This window comes from Vibrio sp. CAU 1672 (genome assembly GCF_029223195.1).
Classification (GTDB): domain Bacteria; phylum Pseudomonadota; class Gammaproteobacteria; order Enterobacterales; family Vibrionaceae; genus Vibrio.
The window spans coordinates 1-18408 of sequence record NZ_JARHUF010000040.1; the positions used below are offsets into that span (position 1 = coordinate 1).

13 protein-coding genes and 1 pseudogene are annotated in these 18408 nt (G+C 42.8%); 5 read left to right on the forward strand and 9 right to left on the reverse strand.

Features of this window, described 5'->3' with window-relative positions; genetic code table 11:
- Positions 1-398: 398 nt before the first annotated feature.
- The 5 genes from P2G85_RS20350 to P2G85_RS20370 form a co-directional block, all read right to left on the reverse strand.
- Entirely contained in the window at positions 399-1040 is a 642-nt protein-coding gene (locus P2G85_RS20350) for a hypothetical protein (RefSeq protein ID WP_239942533.1), read from the reverse strand.
- A 101-nt stretch (positions 1041-1141) separates the two neighbouring features.
- Positions 1142-4912, reverse strand: coding sequence for a DNA replication protein (locus P2G85_RS20355; RefSeq protein ID WP_275865891.1), 3771 nt, complete (start codon positions 4910-4912; stop codon positions 1142-1144).
- Between the two features lie 554 nt (positions 4913-5466).
- A complete protein-coding gene (locus P2G85_RS20360) occupies positions 5467-6618 on the reverse strand; it encodes a M20 aminoacylase family protein (RefSeq protein WP_275865892.1) in 1152 nt (383 codons plus the stop codon).
- A gap of 65 nt (positions 6619-6683) precedes the next feature.
- Positions 6684-7661: a DMT family transporter gene (locus P2G85_RS20365; protein ID WP_275865893.1), complete on the reverse strand. Its 978-nt coding sequence runs from the start codon at positions 7659-7661 to the stop codon at positions 6684-6686.
- Between the two features lie 75 nt (positions 7662-7736).
- Positions 7737-8903, reverse strand: a complete 1167-nt coding sequence (locus tag P2G85_RS20370; protein ID WP_237309107.1) for a Xaa-Pro peptidase family protein — start codon at positions 8901-8903, stop codon at positions 7737-7739.
- 329 nt (positions 8904-9232) lie between these two features.
- Here P2G85_RS20370 and P2G85_RS20375 point away from each other — a divergent pair, with 329 nt between their 5' ends.
- The gene (locus P2G85_RS20375) at positions 9233-9910 is read left to right on the forward strand and encodes a PAS domain-containing protein (protein WP_275865894.1); all 678 of its coding nucleotides are present in this window, start codon (positions 9233-9235) and stop codon (positions 9908-9910) included.
- A 53-nt stretch (positions 9911-9963) separates the two neighbouring features.
- On the opposite strand, the gene P2G85_RS20380 is transcribed toward P2G85_RS20375, so the two are convergent.
- The 4 genes from P2G85_RS20380 to P2G85_RS20395 form a co-directional block, all read right to left on the reverse strand.
- Positions 9964-10920 carry an EamA family transporter gene (locus P2G85_RS20380; RefSeq protein ID WP_275865895.1) on the reverse strand — a complete coding sequence of 319 codons (957 nt, stop codon included), beginning with the start codon at positions 10918-10920 and terminating at the stop codon, positions 9964-9966.
- Between the two features lie 2 nt (positions 10921-10922).
- Positions 10923-11882 (reverse strand): DMT family transporter, encoded by a 960-nt coding sequence (locus tag P2G85_RS20385; protein ID WP_275865896.1) that lies wholly within the window; start codon positions 11880-11882, stop codon positions 10923-10925.
- A gap of 9 nt (positions 11883-11891) precedes the next feature.
- Positions 11892-12662, reverse strand: a complete 771-nt coding sequence (locus P2G85_RS20390; RefSeq protein ID WP_265689753.1) for an Asp/Glu racemase — start codon at positions 12660-12662, stop codon at positions 11892-11894.
- A gap of 62 nt (positions 12663-12724) precedes the next feature.
- The gene (locus tag P2G85_RS20395) at positions 12725-13891 is read right to left on the reverse strand and encodes a Xaa-Pro peptidase family protein (protein ID WP_275865897.1); all 1167 of its coding nucleotides are present in this window, start codon (positions 13889-13891) and stop codon (positions 12725-12727) included.
- A 390-nt stretch (positions 13892-14281) separates the two neighbouring features.
- Here P2G85_RS20395 and P2G85_RS20400 point away from each other — a divergent pair, with 390 nt between their 5' ends.
- The 4 genes and pseudogenes from P2G85_RS20400 to P2G85_RS20415 form a co-directional block, all read left to right on the forward strand.
- On the forward strand, positions 14282-14668 hold the full coding sequence (locus tag P2G85_RS20400) for a RidA family protein (protein ID WP_213871519.1): 387 nt from the start codon (positions 14282-14284) through the stop codon (positions 14666-14668).
- A gap of 70 nt (positions 14669-14738) precedes the next feature.
- Entirely contained in the window at positions 14739-15902 is a 1164-nt protein-coding gene (gene dpaL / locus P2G85_RS20405) for a diaminopropionate ammonia-lyase (protein ID WP_237309108.1), read from the forward strand.
- 1572 nt (positions 15903-17474) lie between these two features.
- The gene (gene umuD, locus P2G85_RS20410; RefSeq protein WP_275865898.1) at positions 17475-17882 is read left to right on the forward strand and encodes a translesion error-prone DNA polymerase V autoproteolytic subunit; all 408 of its coding nucleotides are present in this window, start codon (positions 17475-17477) and stop codon (positions 17880-17882) included.
- A pseudogene (locus P2G85_RS20415) lies at positions 17882-18408 on the forward strand (hypothetical protein); the annotation flags it as partial. The gene umuD and the pseudogene P2G85_RS20415, both read left to right, overlap by 1 nt.

Below are 18408 nucleotides of genomic sequence, written 5' to 3' on the forward strand. Positions count from 1 at the left end.
GCTTACGGCGGAGAAAAGTTTTAAAGCAGGGATCAAGAGAAAGCAAAAGAAAGCGAATCGCAGTAATGCGTACCTTTCTCAAGTCCTTGCGGGGCAAGGGGCTTCGTAATCTTGCCCTGGGTAGTTAACGTAATGACAAAGTCGCTTGGTAATTAAGGTACGACAGAATTGCTTGGTGATCACAAAGCTAGTAGCGATCGTGCTGGCTCATCTCTGGACAAAACTGAGTCAGTTATATTACTAAATTAGAATGTTATTGATTAGGTTTAGTATGGAAAGGTAACGCCTGCATAACACGTTTGCTACGATACAAACTTAGCTGAATTTTAACGCCTTAATCACTGAAGCTAAAGGCAAACTGACAGCGCCGAGTTGAGCAAATCGTGTTGATGCATTTGTTATGTGTTTGTTTCGATTACCCAAACATCATGATTTTCAATGAAAAATAAATTTCTTGAATGCATAGCTCTGAACAAACCAAGGCGTGTGTGCCCCTCAGCAAGATTAAATTCATGGTCAAAAGCAATCTCACCGTAGCTTCTTGGATGAATTAAAGCTTCATTTTTCTCAAAAACGATGATTGGTCTAGGGAATGTACAATTATCAAACATGTAGTTTGAAAGCCTAGTCCGAGCATATTTCTGGTCAATGCAAAGTAACCCTGCATGTTCATAATTTTTACGATTGTGCTCAAGCATTTGAATGTTCATAACCTGCTCTGTTGTTAAACCTTTTAAATGAAACTTCCACTTACGAGGTAACAACTTTGACCAATATTCTATAAATTCATCATTGTGTTCATAAGCCCATTGCTCAACCACACACATGGGTATATTTTTTAGAGACTTGTGCCAACGTGAGTAATAACTTTCAAATGTTTCTTTATTAAAGCCATCAATGTGTCGAACTCGCGGAATCAACCTAGCTCTTAGCCTTTCCAATCGTGCTCGTTTGCTTCTTAAATGCGCACGAGCCATTTTCTTTCGCTTCAAGCGAGTTTCTTTATTAGTCACTATTTTCTTAGCTCCAATGCTGACCATACACATAACGCCTTGCTCACCGGTAAGTTAGGAGCGCAGCGAGTAATTTATCCGTGTGCAGCAACTTGTTATAGGGCAGTGTTCTTTCACTACATATCAAGCTATCTGCTTTCCATATAATCTCTCTTCTTTTCATATTCAATAGATTTCAATTTACCCTCAATTTTTTTCTCCACATAGAATTTATGCTCAAGAAACTGAATGGAGTTAAAAAGTGGCAGCAAACTTTCAAGAAAATTCCTTTCTCGCTCCAAGATGGGAACTCGACTTCCCGACCACGACCGAGTAGTTAGTTCGTAATCTAGCGTTTGAAAGTCCTCAAATTTAGCATTTTCACTAAGAAATAGACCTAACAGTTCCCGCCTGAATTCTTCACTAAGATATTGTGCAGATTGAAATAAAAAACACGTAAATTTAATATCCGAAGCATTTTTCTTGACGGCATTACGGAAAAAATTATGTTTTTTCTGATTCATATCTTCCGATTCAGTTTTCCCTTTTTCTTTAGTGAATAATTTACTAAATATATTTTCTCTATACCTGAAAGAGTGTTCATCTTTACTCTGAAGATATCTCGCGTATTCTTCAACTTCTTCGATGTAGCCCTCTCTTTCCCACAAAAAATTTAACTCTGGCATATCTGTGTGTAAATCAGGCCATCTTTCATTTTCATATATTTGATCGATCAATTTATATAAAAACTCAAACCGTCTTTCTAAAAGAAGTTTTAAAGCGTCGCCAGAATAATCCCAGTAACGCTCTAGACTGTAGGCGGCTAGGTATGCATCAAAAACCAGTTCCTCATCTGGCTCAAATACTTCAAACCAGTTGCCAAATATGCTGGAGTGACTACTAAATAGGTGTCCTAGTGGTCTTGCATAGTTAGCATCTTCATGGGATTTATCAGTTAGAATTCTGACTACTTTGCTATAAATAGCATCGTCAATGCACTTATACTTATCCAAGTAATCTAGCCAACCACGCAATTCGTTACTTGGCGTATTGCTAATGTGCTCTATTAATAAGCGAGCGTCATCATCGGCAATGGACTCCTCTGGCAATGATGCAAAATAAGTAGATAGCCATAACTTCTTCCACCGATATTCTTTGCTATTTAACAGCAAAAAAACGTCACCACTAGATTGAGACTTAAACAGGTCTGTAACTAAGAAATGAGGATTTACTTCAAAATAGTCATCATAATCCATATACCTCAATACAATTTCAGGAAAGAGGTCAGGCACTGACTCAGCCATAGCGTGAAGACTCATTTCGATTCCGTTTTTTAATGAGTAATCCCTATCTCTACCCGACAGGGCATTATTCAATTCTTTACACCTATCAATAAAGTCAATGAAATCTGTTATCGAAATTCCTGCAAAATACTCAACTAAACTCTGATGACGGTATTGATTGTATTCCTCATACCCCATTTCAAGCATGCGCCGCTCATGCCTGTCTTCAAGAAGTAAGTGTGAAAGTTTAAGCGTTTCATTAAAGAATTCTTCTTTCCACTCCTTTGGATAGTTCAACTCCAAAGATTCAAGGTGCTCACAATAGTCTTGCATCATCATGCAGTGTGATAAATTATCCTTATCTAACTTTTTAACAAAATATCGTTCAAAAAGAGGAAGGTCAGCATCAGCCATATCCGCTCCCTCATATCTTGCTCTGCCTATGTACTCACTAATTACATCAATAACGAAAGGTTGCAACTCATCTTTATCCATTAAAAAAGATAGGTTTGAGATAATCTTATCTCTTAAAGCGAGTAGGTATTCATCAGGAGATAGCCTAAAAGTTATTATGCTTATTGCATCACCGCGAGACCACTGATGCTCTCTGTGCTCAACTTTTAGCAGATAACTAGCCGTTAAAATAAAAAGTCGACTGAATAAGTAGTTTTCCCCTTTATCCAGTTGTTCTATCAACTTATCTACAATGAACGATTGTACATAATAGCCGTATCGACAATCATTAGGCTTAAAATTGTAACGTTCAGACAGCACTCGTATTACAAAGCCAAGGGACGCCTTACTTTTAGCAAGATATTTAAGCAGTAATTCAAAGGACATTTGAAATTCTTGCTCATCATAGTACCTAAAACTTGTTAACAAACTGATTAAAGATGATTTATCTGCCTCGTTCTTAGCCTCCTCATAATTTTCACCTTTCCAATCAATATCAACGTCCGGCATTCCGCTAATAACCTTTGATGAAAAAACCAAGGCCTCTGTTGGTAGGGCAAACCAAAAAGTGCTCAAAAACTCTATCGATTTATCGACACTCTCGCTTTCAGAATATTTTTCAAATATATCTTTAACCTCACTCCTAATGCCAGCAACAACTTTCCTTTGGTCAAAGGCACTAATGATAGGGTTTAGTGAATCAACAATAGTTCTTGTGCAATCAGGATAAAAATCTTTAACGATTAATGAGAATGGTATTATCTTCTTTTCAAATACGGTTATATAAAAAAGGTAAGTAGATAGAACCTGGTCAGATATCTTCACTACTTCGCTTTCATACAAATCGACTATTTCGTTTTTATTTAAGATATCAACAATTTCCCAAAATTCCTCAGCCTGTATGCCGAAGGAATTTTCCACCATACCCATTTGCTGTTCATTAAGTTTGTCAATTTTTCTAAAGAAAGAAATAGCGCAAGCCGCAACAACCAACCGCTTATCGTCAAGCACAAGTTTTACATTCTCGTTCTCCCCAAAGTAATCGCTATATAAGGAAGTGACATTTTGGATAGACTGTATTTGATTTGTTTCTATAGCAACTTTTGATGCCATTACAGCCAGTCGTGGATTGCCGCAGGATATTTCTTGTATTCTTTTTTGGTACTCCCCATTTTTAATTCCAAATAATGTTTCAGACAACTCTTTAATCTGCTCATCAGTTAACGGGGTAATGACTTGCTCATGAAGTTCGGTATATTTACTAACCTTTTCTATAACGGATTCTCGTGCATAATCTCGTACTGTAGCGATAATTCGAAAAGTCCGGCTTTCATCTTTTTCATTTAGATAGTGAAGTATGTAATCAAGTCGATTGTCTAGTCTGTTTGCATCGTCGACAAAAATAAGATAATCCCCTGGTTCGCTAAAGCATGCGGTTATATCCCTTATTAAGTCTGCACCTTTATCAAAAAGACAAACAACATTTGTGTTATTGTTTTCTTGATGGACTTGTTTTGCCAAATTTACTGAAAATAATGTTTTTCCTAACCCGGCCGCACCTGATACAAGTAGAAAATTAGAAGAATTCAGAGTGCTGATTGCATTACTTAGCAAGTCATCACAGAATAGCAACTCATTGTCGATAGACGTTGTAAAATTGCTTCTACCATATCTTTCAATAAAATCATCAATACTCAACAACTGACCAGTATCTAATGGTAAATCTAAATACTCTTCTGATAGGACTGGGTAAGAATTTTTAATGCTCAAAGAAATTGAATCAAGACCATTAAGAGTCAACATTACTCCTCTTTCGTAGCAAAAGGTTCTGAGTTCGTTGATTTCTTCCGTAGTAAGTTTACCCAAATAACATATGATTATTTCACTGATTTCATCTACAGGAATGCTTGTTTTATTTTCATCAAAGCACTTTTCAATGTCATCTTTTAGTTTATTGGCTAGACGCTCCTGTTGAACGGTATATTCCGAAAAAATATACTTTCCATTCTTCTGCATAAACAGACAGTCTGGCGTACCTTTAACAACTCGGTCAGTTGTATTCATCATTCCAATAGGGTTTATATTTTCATACCCCTTTCTATACAGCCAATCATCACAGAGTCTTTGAAATTTTCCGCCTTCCATTTCAAGCAACTTAGATTTTATTTGGTTTTGACTTCCCATAATCCCTCTGTGTGAACATAAATTCTAAAAATTAGGTAGCTGGATCTGAATGCCCTATAACAGTGCGTTTCAACAGACATTGCCTTTATAATATATTCAGAAAATAAAGACAAAACGCCAGCAACATACTGTTCTATCAGTCTTATTCTTCCTTACACTCACAAATTGCAGAACATGTCTGTATGGTAGTAAGTGCTCAACTAGACTCATAATCTGCCATTAACAAAAGTAGGTCAAGAAATGACATGAGAAAGTGGTCAGGAATTTTGAGCTAAACAGTTTTGGGGCACTTCAGAGTTACGAAGTGCCAACTGTGAAAGTTCTGGACAGAAATCATTTGCGGGAGTCTGAATGTTAGCAAATAGTGAATTACTAAAAGTATGGAATATCGGTAATGTTTGATAGCAAAGCTCAAATCCACTAGAACCATAGTTAGTTCAACGACAATGCTCAGGTATGCCTATTCACGAACGCAGCTCCGGAACTAACGAAACTCACAAACATTGTGGCACCGACAGATCAGAGATTTTGTCGATGCCTTTCCCCAGTCGTGATTACTTAGCTAACTGCTGTTCCACTAAGGTTTGCCAATAACGCATACCCGTACCCAGAATATCGTCATTGAAGTCGTAGTGCGGGTTATGTAGCGCAGTTCCACCACATTCTCCAACACCATTGCCAACTAGAATGTAACACCCTTTCACCTCACGCAGCATGAAGGAGAAGTCTTCACTGATCGTAAATGGTTCACAGTTGCCAATAACATTGTCCGAGCCAACGACTGCTTCTGCGGCCGCAATCGCATGCCGCGTTTCTTCTGGCGTATTAATCGTTGAAAGAAAACTATTGTTAAAGTGATATTGGTAATCAACCCCCGCTGACATACATTGACCAGCTACGACGCGCTCAATTCCCTTCTCGATCTTGTGCAATGCTTCATCGGTAAAGCTTCGCGTATCGCCGGTGATGGTCACTTGTGATGGGATCACATTCACTGTGCCATTGGTCTCGAAGTTCGTCACGGAGATGACAGCAGTCTCGTTAATGGCACTTAAGTTACGAGAAACAATGGTCTGCAACGCAGTAACCACTTGCGCCCCCACCACAATAGGGTCAGTCCCCATGTGCGGCAGCGCTGCGTGACCACCCGTTGCGTTGATCGTGATTTCGAAGCTGCTTTCACTCGCCATCACAGAGCTTGGGCGAGTCACAAACTTACCAGCAGGAATACCAGGCAAATTATGCATCGCATATATCGCGTCCATATTCCAACGAGTAAACAGACCATCAGCAATCATCGCTTTCGCGCCAGTACCACGTTCCTCATCCGGTTGGAAAATGAAGTACACGATACCATCAAAATTTCGGCTTTGAGACAAGTCACATGCCGCGCCTAGCAACATGGCTGTGTGGCCATCATGTCCACAAGCGTGCATGGCACCTTCATGTTTTGACGCATGAAAAAACGTATTCTCTTCTTTAATTCTCAAAGCATCCATATCGGCTCTAAGACCAATACTGCGTTCGCTGGTACCTTGACGTAGAATACCTACCACACCTGTGCCACCGACCCCACGGTGAACTTCAAGCCCAAACTCTTCCAATTTGTCAGCAACAAACTCCGACGTTTTAAACTCTTCAGTCCCAAACTCAGGGTACTGGTGAAGGTGTCTACGCCATTCAATTGCGGATGTTTCTGTGGTCATATATTTCTCCAAATAAGAAGCTATCTGATCAGATAGCTTCCCACATTATTATTTTTTGATTCAGTTTAAGCTTCTTGTGTTTTCAAGTTTTCTTCTGCTTTCGGCTCTTCTTTTGTCTCGTATTTTGTGAAGACGTAAAGTGCAACAACAATTAAAGAAACAATAATGGTTTTGCCCATCGCCATTTGTTCACCAAGCGTCAGTACCGCAACAAGGTAACCAACAAGTGGCATTAGGTTTAGAGCCATGGTTGATTTTTCAACGCCAATGCGTTTGAAAGAGTAAAGCTGGATAAGGTAGCTGCCCCCTGAGATACCCGTACCAAGGAAAATCAATAGAGCAATCAGTAATGGGCTAGAGAAAATGATGTAAATTTGGGACAGATCTAGACCCATTGCAAGTACCACGAAGATACCCATTACTGCTACAGAAATGTATTGGTAAAGCATTGAAACAACCGAACCGTACTTGTCTGCTAAACTCGCACGAAGGTGAGCTGTCCAAGCCAGCGCAAGCATTGAGCAAGTAACATATACATAGCCTAGTAACGGAGTACCACCTTCAATCGTATTAGTCGGTCCCACACTCATCGCATAAATACAGATCGCCGATGCAATGAATGCACCCCACTGAATTTTGTTCATGCGGAAATTCATGAACATCATACCAAAAAAGACGGTAGCGAATGGCTGCATACCCTGAATAACGCCGTTCTCTGTCGCACCGATGTGAGCTAATGACAGGAAGTTAAACAGTGAGAACACCCCTTGCCCTACAATGCCGCATAGTGCAATTCGACCGATATCTTTTTTGTCAATTTTCAGTGACGATCCCAGGTCAACACTTAAACTCTTACTGCGCGACGTAAAAAAGAAAATAATTGATAGGCCGATAACCGCTGTGACATATCGGAAAAATACCAAGGTCATTGGATCGACCGCCATAGAAAGAGGCTTAGAAACTACGCCTGTCACGCCCCAAATGCACGCTACCGCTATCGCAGCAACCCACCCTAAAAATGTGTCTTTATTCGTTGTGTTCATTTTGAGTCCTTTTCGTTTCACGTTATCGCCAACGTCACGAGCCCCGTGCGTTGGCTTGTCGTTATAATTCGGTATTTAGTCGATGATGATCAGTTCAGGTTCCGCACGCTCAGATAGCCACTCTGCGCCATCTTCAGTAATGACGATGTTTTCTTCGTGAACCATAGATTTACCCGGTGCGTAAACCATGCCTGGCTCTAGCGTCATCACCATGCCCGGCTTCAACACCGTATTGTCTGTTGCCGTGTTTGAAGGGCGCTCCGTCAGCTCCATGCCTAAGCCATGACCCAAACGACCTACGTCATTACCCAGTGCACCGTTCGCTTCTAGCACTTTCCACATCGCGTTATAGATATCCGTCGTTGTCGCACCTGGTTTCGCGGCTTCAAAACCTTTGGTCGTCGCTTCATAAGTCGCTCGGTATGCCGCTTTTGTCTGCTCACTCGCATGTCCGAACGCCCAGTTACGGTCAAAGTCTGAGAAGTAACCATCGCGAACGGCACCGGTATCAATGATCAACACATCACCCGGTTCAATAATGCGGTCTGTTGGACCCATGATGATGCTGTCGTAACCATCAGGACCTGAGCCCGCAATAATGTATGGGCACTCATCCGCGCCTTCTAACAACATGTCGATACGGAACTGTTTACAGATCTCACGCTCCGTCATACCGGCTTTGGCGTATTGTGGGACTTTGTTAAAGCCGACATTGGTGATGCGACAGATTTCTCGTGTCTTCTCAATTTCCGCTTGAGACTTAATTTGACGAAGCTCATGCATCTCTAGAGACACATCAACAAAGTCCTTTTTAACCATGGTGGTCAGTTGCAGGTAGTTGTTCACTGGCATACGTAGGTGAGACTCGATACCCAGCGTCGCGCCCACTCGGCCGTGACGACAAGGCAATGAGTTCAGAGCACTCGCGACCAAGCTAATGCCGTCATCTTCTGGACGAGGCGATGGCCAGGTAATGATGTTGTCAATCCAAGTACCCGCCATGCCACTGGCGCCAATTTCTGGAATGATCGCGATAGGTTTACCTTCAGCTGGAACGATAACGAACCAAGGGCGTGTTGGGCTGTGCCAGAACTGGGTATGGAAACCAGTAAAGTAACGAACGTTTGGCTCGGTAGTAAAAATCATTGCATCCAGCTTTTTGTCATGCATGACTTTTTGAGCGCGTTGAGTACGGTGTTCAAATTCAGATTGGTCAAACCCACGATTCAGGAAATTGTTCATTGGAGCCTCTTTGTTTGTTCTTATTCGACTTAGTTGTGGAGCAATTAAGTCTTATAGTTAATATTTGTGAACGGTACAAGGGCAGTCTACTGATATTTCAGTTAAATAATGTGACCCAAGCTATAGAGTTAACTATTGTTTACTATTTGGATTAAAAATCGCTTTTAAATTTGATTTTTGTCAACTTTAGCTCCCTTTAGTGAACTAATGAACAAGTTCAGTTTAAAGAATAATGAATTCGGTTACATTTAGCTATGTGTGTAGGTTGATTTCAAGTCAACATCAAGGGACAATAACTCTCAAGTTAAAGTTAACAGTAGTGGTCTATAATGAACGCATCAGCTTATAAGTCATTTAACGTCGAATTCACTGAGGTTGATCGACAATATCTTGAGTCCAATTTTCGACTAGCGGAAACCATTGCAGACTTTATCGGTCCGCACTGCGAAGTCGTCATTCACTCGTTTGAAAGCTTTGAAAAGTCCGTGGTGAAAATTGTTAACGGGCATCACACGGGTCGTGAAGTAGGATCGCCAATCACAGATATGGGATTACGTATGCTTAGCGCATTCGAAAAGACAGGAGAAGTTACCCCAAAAAGCTACTTTACTAACGGTAAAGACGGCTCACTCTTAAAGTCAACAACATGCGTGCTTGCAGGGGAAAATAGAAAACCCATTGGGCTGTTCTGTATCAATATGAACTTGTCACATCCTTTCCCCGAAATTATCAAAACTCTAATGCCTGATGTTTCACTCCCTCATGTTGGAGTACATGAAAACTTTAGCTCTTCGGCTACTGACGTAATTGAGCAAGCCCTTGAACATGCGGTTAAAGAAGTGCAAAACGACGCTTCCATTAATTTAAAAGGTAAGAACAAAGCCATCACTAAAGTACTCTTTGATAACGGCATTTTTGAACTAAAAGAGGCAACAGGACTCACATCTGAACGCTTAGGTATTACACGTCACGCAATCTATAAGTACATTCGTGAATTCAAAGCTTAGTAAAGGCTTTCTCATCAATTAAAAAGGAGCCTCACATTCAGTGAGGCTCCTTTTTAATTATTCACGCTAATGGCCACCTGTTGTTTATTGGGTGTCGGCCGGACAAAGATGACCATACCTCCGACGATGAGTCCCATGGCGACGACTCGAAGCACCGATAGCTGTTCACCAAACACAAAGGTTCCAATTAAAAAAGCCGACATTGGAATTAAGTTTAAAGCCATACTACTGCCATCAACGCCTACCCGCTCAATCCCATAGATGTACACCAGATAACCCAGCCCTGATACGCAAGTCCCTAGTACAAGGACGCAAAGCAATGCATAGGAGGAGTCGAGTAGCAATTGGATGCTGCTGAAGTTGACGCCGTCGAAGAGTAGATAAAAGAAGAATCCCAGAGCCGCAAAACCGAATTGGTAAAACATGGTCTGGGCCCCACCGTACTGCTGAGCCAGTTGTGCTCGCAGGTGAGTCACCGAAGCAAAGCTCACCACGCTCAGCAAGCAAATGAAATGACCAATACTCAATCCTTGTTGCGCACTTGAGGGCGAGAAGACCAATAACGTCACCCCAACAAGAGCAATAAGCGCAGCACCTATCTGAGTTAAGGTAAACCGCTCACCATAGAACAGCGTGCCCATCAATAAAATGGCAATGGGGACTAACCCTTGAATGACTCCATTTTCAGAAATAGTAATGTAATCAAGGGAAAGAAAAGAAAAAAAACTAAATAACCCTTGGCCAACGACACCACATAAAAAGAGCTTCAAAACATCTCTACGATTGTGCCAACTAAACCGAAAAACTTGCATTGATTTGGTTGGTGACGCTCCAAAGAAAAGAGACACTGCCAAGACGATAAATAATACGGCGAATGCAATCACATAGCGTAGCCATACCAGGACCTTCGCATCAATGACGCTGAGAGGCAAGGTTGCTAAAGAGCCCTCGGTACCCCACAATAACGCAACTGAAATCGCCGCAATCCATCCCTTAGCAGTGTTTGTCATGGTTAGTTGCTCTCAGCCAGTTGTGCTTCAACTTCTGGCTCTTTCTTGTGAGCAAATTTCATAAACATCATCATGGAGCCGATAACGACCGCAATCGCTAGCAACCTCATTGGCGTCACCGCTTCACCAAGAGCGAATACCGCGAGTACGAACGAAGACAATGGCATTAAGTTCAGCGCCATACCCGTGCCATCTACACCGACTCTTTCCATTGCATAGATGTAAATCAGGTAACTGATTCCAGAAATACCGACACCCAAAATAGTGATGCAAAGAATACGTAATGGAGAGGAGAAAATACCTAGAGCAGAAGAGAAGTCTGCACCAACAAAGAGTAAGTAGATACCGAAGCCGATCGCTGCAAATACGAACTGATGGTACATGGTCGCCACTGAACCGTATTTCTCTGCAAGCTTAGCGCGAGCATAAGCCATTGTAGAGAAACTCGCCGCACTGGCAAAGCAGATTAAGTGCCCAATGTTAAAACCACTGCCCTCGACCGATGGATCCATCACCAGAATCGCTACGCCTGCAAACGCACCAACCGCCGCGACAATTTGCATTACAGTAAATCGCTCACCGTGACGCAAGAAACCCACACAAAGGATGATGATTGGAATTAGCCCCTGTATAACGCCATTTTCAGATGCAGTGATATAGTCCAAAGACAGAAACGACAAGAAACTAAATGCGCCCTGACCAATAATCCCACAAGAAGCAGCCCAAAAGATATCATGGCGATTTTCCCAGTTAAGTTTAAAGTCGACTTTTTTCTGTGGCTTACCAATCGCGTTACTGACCTTGATAATGACAAACAGGGTAATGAAAGCAACGGTATAACGAACCCAAACTAACACTTGAGCGTCCATAACTTCTAAGATCGGTGTTCCCACAATCCAAGGAATACCCCACAACAAACCGATAAATATGGCTGCGATCCAGCCTTTTACTGTATTACTCATGATTCTTTCCTATAGATTTAGTAATTTTCCGTAACCTGGACATTGAGCTTTCTTACCAACTAGGTGCATGGCATGCCAGAACATAGCCGAGTTGCTACAAACAACCGGGATGTTGAACTTGTCTTCAATTTCTTGGATATGATCGAGAACGCGTAGGTTGGTGCAGGACATAAACACAAGCTCTGCGCCCGACTCCGGCAAAATCGTTTCTAACGCCTCCAACATGGATGCTTTAGAGATCTTGGTAATATCAGTATCCTTCTCGATCCCCAATGAGCCTAAAATGCACACCTCAAACCCAGCAGCGGTCAATTGGTTGTAGAGAGGGAAGTTCACCTCTGTTGGATAAGGAGAGAATACGGCGATCTTGCGTGCGCCTAAGTGCCTAAATGCAGCTTGTGCGGCTGTCCATGGGTTCGTTGCGGGAATATCTCCACGGTTTTTCGTGAGCAACTGTCCAACCTTTTCTTCCCCAATAATGATTGAGGCAGAGGTACAGCCAAACGCCATCACATCCATTGGTAAACCCGTGGCTATCAGATCCGATGCTTCACTGATACCCATGGCAATTTGATCCAGCGCTTCTGGGGTCATTTCACTGCTGTAGTAAACACGAGAACTAAAAACGCCCGCCTGCGTTCCCAATAACTTTGCCCAGTCCATTTCTAGCGAATGATCAGTGCTCAGTTGAACTAACCCGATATGCACTCGATCAATGCGAGGGGCTTGTGTATGCGACAGGGTAATTTCCCAATCTTTAAACTCTTGTAAGGTTTCCATAATGTTTTCTCGTCTAGGTGCTTCTCTGAATATCAGGCAGACAGAGAAGCACTTTGGGGGGATTAATCGATAACGATCAGTTCAGGTTCCGCACGCTCAGATAGCCACTCTGCGCCATCTTCAGTAATGACGATGTTTTCTTCGTGAACCATAGATTTACCCGGTGCGTAAACCATGCCTGGCTCTAGCGTCATCACCATGCCCGGCTTCAACACCGTATTGTCTGTTGCCGTGTTTGAAGGGCGCTCCGTCAGCTCCATGCCTAAGCCATGACCCAAACGACCTACGTCATTACCCAGTGCACCGTTCGCTTCTAGCACTTTCCACATCGCGTTATAGATATCCGTCGTTGTCGCACCTGGTTTCGCGGCTTCAAAACCTTTGGTCGTCGCTTCATAAGTCGCTCGGTATGCCGCTTTTGTCTGCTCACTCGCATGTCCGAACGCCCAGTTACGGTCAAAGTCTGAGAAGTAACCATCGCGAACGGCACCGGTATCAATGATCAACACATCACCCGGTTCAATAATGCGGTCTGTTGGACCCATGATGATGCTGTCGTAACCATCAGGACCTGAGCCCGCAATAATGTATGGGCACTCATCCGCGCCTTCTAACAACATGTCGATACGGAACTGTTTACAGATCTCACGCTCCGTCATACCGGCTTTGGCGTATTGTGGGACTTTGTTAAAGCCGACATTGGTGATGCGACAGATTTCTCGTGTCTTCTCAATTTCCGCTTGAGACTTAATTTGACGAAGCTCATGCATCTCTAGAGACACATCAACAAAGTCCTTTTTAACCATGGTGGTCAGTTGCAGGTAGTTGTTCACTGGCATACGTAGGTGAGACTCGATACCCAGCGTCGCGCCCACTCGGCCGTGACGACAAGGCAATGAGTTCAGAGCACTCGCGACCAAGCTAATGCCGTCATCTTCTGGACGAGGCGATGGCCAGGTAATGATGTTGTCAATCCAAGTACCCGCCATGCCACTGGCGCCAATTTCTGGAATGATCGCGATAGGTTTACCTTCAGCTGGAACGATAACGAACCAAGGGCGTGTTGGGCTGTGCCAGAACTGGGTATGGAAACCAGTAAAGTAACGAACGTTTGGCTCGGTAGTAAAAATCATTGCATCCAGCTTTTTGTCATGCATGACTTTTTGAGCGCGTTGAGTACGGTGTTCAAATTCAGATTGGTCAAACCCACGATTCAGGAAATTGTTCATTGGAGCCTCTTTGTTTGTTCTTATTCGACTTAGTTGTGGAGCAATTAAGTCTTATAGTTAATATTTGTGAACGGTACAAGGGCAGTCTACTGATATTTCAGTTAAATAATGTGACCCAAAACACAAGGTTAACCATAGTTAACTAAAATACAGATTTTTGACATAAAATCGTGACAAAAGCCTCGCCAAAGCGACATATAGTTAACTTTACTATTGACCCAGTCGAATAAAAGTAGTTTTATAGTTACCAAGAGTTGATTTTATCTTGAATAAAAAAGCCACTCTCAAAATGACATACGTCAATAACGTTAACTAAAGTTACCTGATCGGAAGTAAAGTTTGATAAAGTTAACTTCCGACGTCAGAAGTTAAAGAGGCAAGAGATTAAAAATGAAAACTAAAGTACATACTGACAATGCACCAGCAGCTATCGGCCCTTATGTTCAAGGCACTGTTTTCCAAGATTTAGTATTTACATCTGGTCAACTTCCGTTAGACCCTAAGACCATGGCTTTTGTGGAAGGCGGCATTACTGAGCAATCTCGCATGTCACTTGCAAACCTAAAAGCAGTGCTGGAAGAAGCTGGCGCTTCCATGGAAACCGTGGTGAAAACAACCTGCTTCCTATCTGACATGGAAGACTTTGCTGCATTCAACGAAGTGTATACTGAAGTATTTGGTACTGAAAACGCGCCTTCACGCTCGTGTGTAGAGGCGGCAAGATTGCCAAAAGACGCGCTTGTTGAAGTAGAAGCGATCGCTTACGTAATCAAATAAAATGCAACGAAAAGGTCATTCCCTCTCGATGGCCTTTTCTTCTCCCAACGTTATTCATTAAGTGTGCCCTATGCTAAATCTATCTAAAAACTCATTCTTTTCCGGGAAAAAAAGCGAACTCTTTAGTGTTGAGCAAGCCAAACAAGCCCGTGCCTTTCATTCTCAGATCGACGGCTACCAGCCAACACCCCTCGTTTCATTGCCAGCACTAGCAAAACAACTTGGTGTAAAAGCCATTTTGGTAAAAGACGAATCGAAGCGCTTTGGGCTTAACGCCTTTAAAGTGCTTGGCGGCTCATACGCTCTAGGTCGTCAGTTAGCAAAACACCTTAATGTCGATATCGCAGAGATCGACCTGAAAACCGTTTCATCAAAACTGGAAGCACCGTTAACCTTTGCAACCGCGACAGCGGGCAACCATGGTACTGGCGTGGCTTGGGCAGCGCGTGAAATGGGACAACAGGCGGTTGTTTATATGCCAAAAGGCTCGCCTCAGGCTAGTGTCGATCGCATTCGTGGCTTGGGTGCAGAGTGTATCGTGACCGAAGTGAACTACGACGATACCGTGCGTTTGGCAAATGATACCGCTCAAGCCAACGGTTGGATGCTAGTACAAGACACCGCTTGGGACGGTTATGAAGAGATCCCAACTTGGATTTCACAAGGCTATATGACAATGGCCGACGAAGCTGTAGAACAAGTAGAGCAACTTGGTTTTGACGCGCCTAGCCATGTCATTCTCCAAGCGGGTGTTGGTGCGATGGCCGGTGGCGTATTAGGTTACTTAGCCGATAGGCTGGATCCAACTAAGTTTGACACTATCATCGCAGAGCCAAAAGCCGCAGATTGTATCTATCGCTCTGGTACCAGCGAAGCAGGAAATATGGTTAACGTGACAGGCGACCTTAGCTCTATCATGGCAGGTCTAGCTTGTGGTGAACCTAACCCTGTGACATGGCCAATTTTAAGAGATTGCAGCCGTTACTTTATCGCTGTAGAGGACAATGTCTCTGCAACAGGTATGCGAATGTATGGTAACCCACTGGCCGGCGATCAAGCGATCACCAGCGGTGAGTCAGGTGCGATTACTCTTGGAGCACTGAACGAAATCGTCAAACACAACGGAAATGTTGGCCTTAGTGAAGAATCGGTAGTCCTACTCTTCAGTACTGAAGGTGACACAAACCCTGAACGCTACCGCCAAATCGTTTGGGAAGGTGCATTCTCGGTATAGTTGCCGTTTAGACCCCCTTCTTAAGTTAAGAGATTCTCTTCACTGAGCTTTCTCTCAGATTAGACACTTTTCCTCTACAGAAAAGTGTCTAATTTATCGATGTCATATGCCAGGACGTGCAATTTAAGGTGCTTGAGGCAGAGTGATTAAGTAATACCCAGCCAGTAAGGGAACGTTTGTCGGACACTAATTGTAGGTTAGTTTATAGATTAGTTTTAGTAGGGGAAACATACGCTCCTTATTTAAATAGAATCTTAACTCTGAACTACAAAGGGGCAAAAGTAAGCTTGTTCCATTCAGTTCATGGTTGTAAACTAATGCTGAGAGCCTCGGGTATCTCTGCTTTTTCATTGAGCTGCTATTTACTGTCTGGCCAGAAGTAATAGCATCAATTTGAACTTGGCGTAATTGCAAAGCAGCCCACCGAGGACATACGATAGCCCTGTTATCTTCCGCTCATAGAGTATTGACCACAGGTAGCGAGTAATAGAGCCACTAGCTGTAGTGGCTCTTGTCGTTTCTGGCTTTCAGAAAATAAAAAGCTCCGCAAACGCAGAGCTTTATTATCGTTAAATTTACTTGTAGTACTGATGACGTCGTTTGGAATTATGCTTCCAACTTTTTGCTAGGTCATACACATACGCTGGATAGTCATCCCACGGATTAGCCAAAGATCTTCCTCGCGCAGCTCGTAGCTTTATCGGGTAGCCCTTACACTCAATCTTATGAAGAAAGAAATAGCACTTTTCCTGTTTTGTTGAAAAGTGCTTGTGAGTCCCACTGCGAATGCTTGGATAATAATCCCAAAGATATTGACGCTGGCATTTGATACGGTTTCGGTACAGCTGTTTTAGCTTTTTCATTTACCCTCCAGGTTTACATTACCTAGAAGGGGTCCTCTGCAAAGTAGTTCATTCATCCACCTTGATGTATTGTCTACCTAAGTCTAGCAAATTAGCAGCCTTATGAGTTGCAATGCTATTAGCTTATAGGGCCTGAAATCATTACCAAAGCTTATCAACCAAACCATGCTTCCTAAAGCGCTTCAGGGCATTTTTGATTCAGGCTAATTTGTGCAACAGGCTGTTGCACAATTGGAGTCGATGGTAGTTGTTGCTGATTTTGCAACAACTGAAATTTCTCCTCGCTCAGGCAACTATTGCAAATTTTGCAACAGTTCAACTGCCGAGGAATACTCGGTAGTTGATTGATAAGCAATGTGCATGTTTTGCACATTAGCTAGTTCTATTGCCAAATAGATGCGTTCTAAAACGTTTAGGGGCAATATTCACTTGTTTCTTAAGTGCTTTTTCTCGGTTTTAAGTTCATCACGCAAGTTGCGTCACGCAGGCTGCGTGATGGGTTTGTAACTAAGTTTGGGGCAAAGGTGAGCTAGAGCTGAAAGACAAAGGGTGAAAGGACTCTAATGGAAGCAACTTTTCCCTCACTTATTACTTAGCTCCACACGTTCCAGTTACTCGCCTGATCGATTTTCGCTCGAACAGTTCATAAGTACTTGCCAAATCTAAAAGCACACATCAAAATAGCACTGTATATATAGACAGTATCATTATGCGAATCATACCAATATCAGCAAGAGCTGGCATCACAGGCTTTGAAAGCCCTGCTGCTGAATACACTCAGTTGTCCCTCGACTTAGATGAACTCTTGATTGAGCACCCTAGTGCAACCTTCATAGGTCGTGCATGTGGGGATTCAATGCAGGGCCTTGGCATTTTCGACCAAGACCTACTCATAGTCGACCGCTTCGTTGAGGTTCGAGACCACGATATCATCGTGGCGAACCTCAATGGCGAGTTTATCTGTAAACAGATCGACATTAGAAGACGACTTTTACTCTCAGCGAATGAGCAACACCAGCCTATGCCAATTAATGAATTTGATAACTTTTCTTTGGAAGGCGTTGTCATACGGTCAGTTCGTTGTCACCGCCCTAGTCCCCTAATAGGAAACAAGTGATGTTTGCTTTAGTTGACGCTAATTCATTTTACTGTAGTGCTGAACAAGTATTTCGTCCTGATTGGCGTGGCAAACCCGTAATTGTTTTATCCAACAACGATGGATGTGTCGTTGCCGCAAACAGACAGGCAAAAAAGGCTGGTGTAGAGAAATTCAAGCCGTTCTTTCAGGTGAAGGATCTCTGTGAGCAGAAAGGAGTGATTGCCCTTTCTTCCAACTATGAGCTTTATTCAGATCTTTCGGCCAAAATGATGCACGTAATTGGTCGTTTCGCCCCAGAACAGCATATCTACTCGATTGACGAGTCATTCCTTTCTTTTGAACGTTGCCACCTTACCATTCCATGCTTAAAAGCACATGGAATGAAACTAAGGCGAGCGGTTTGGCGAGAGTGTCGCCTACCTGCGTATTCCGGAGCAATCCAGCCACCGATTCCGGGATTGTCCGGACACCCATTCCGTTTTAATCCGGACACCATTTCCGGGATAAACCAGTCCATTTTTCCACTAACTCCGGAATCACTGTC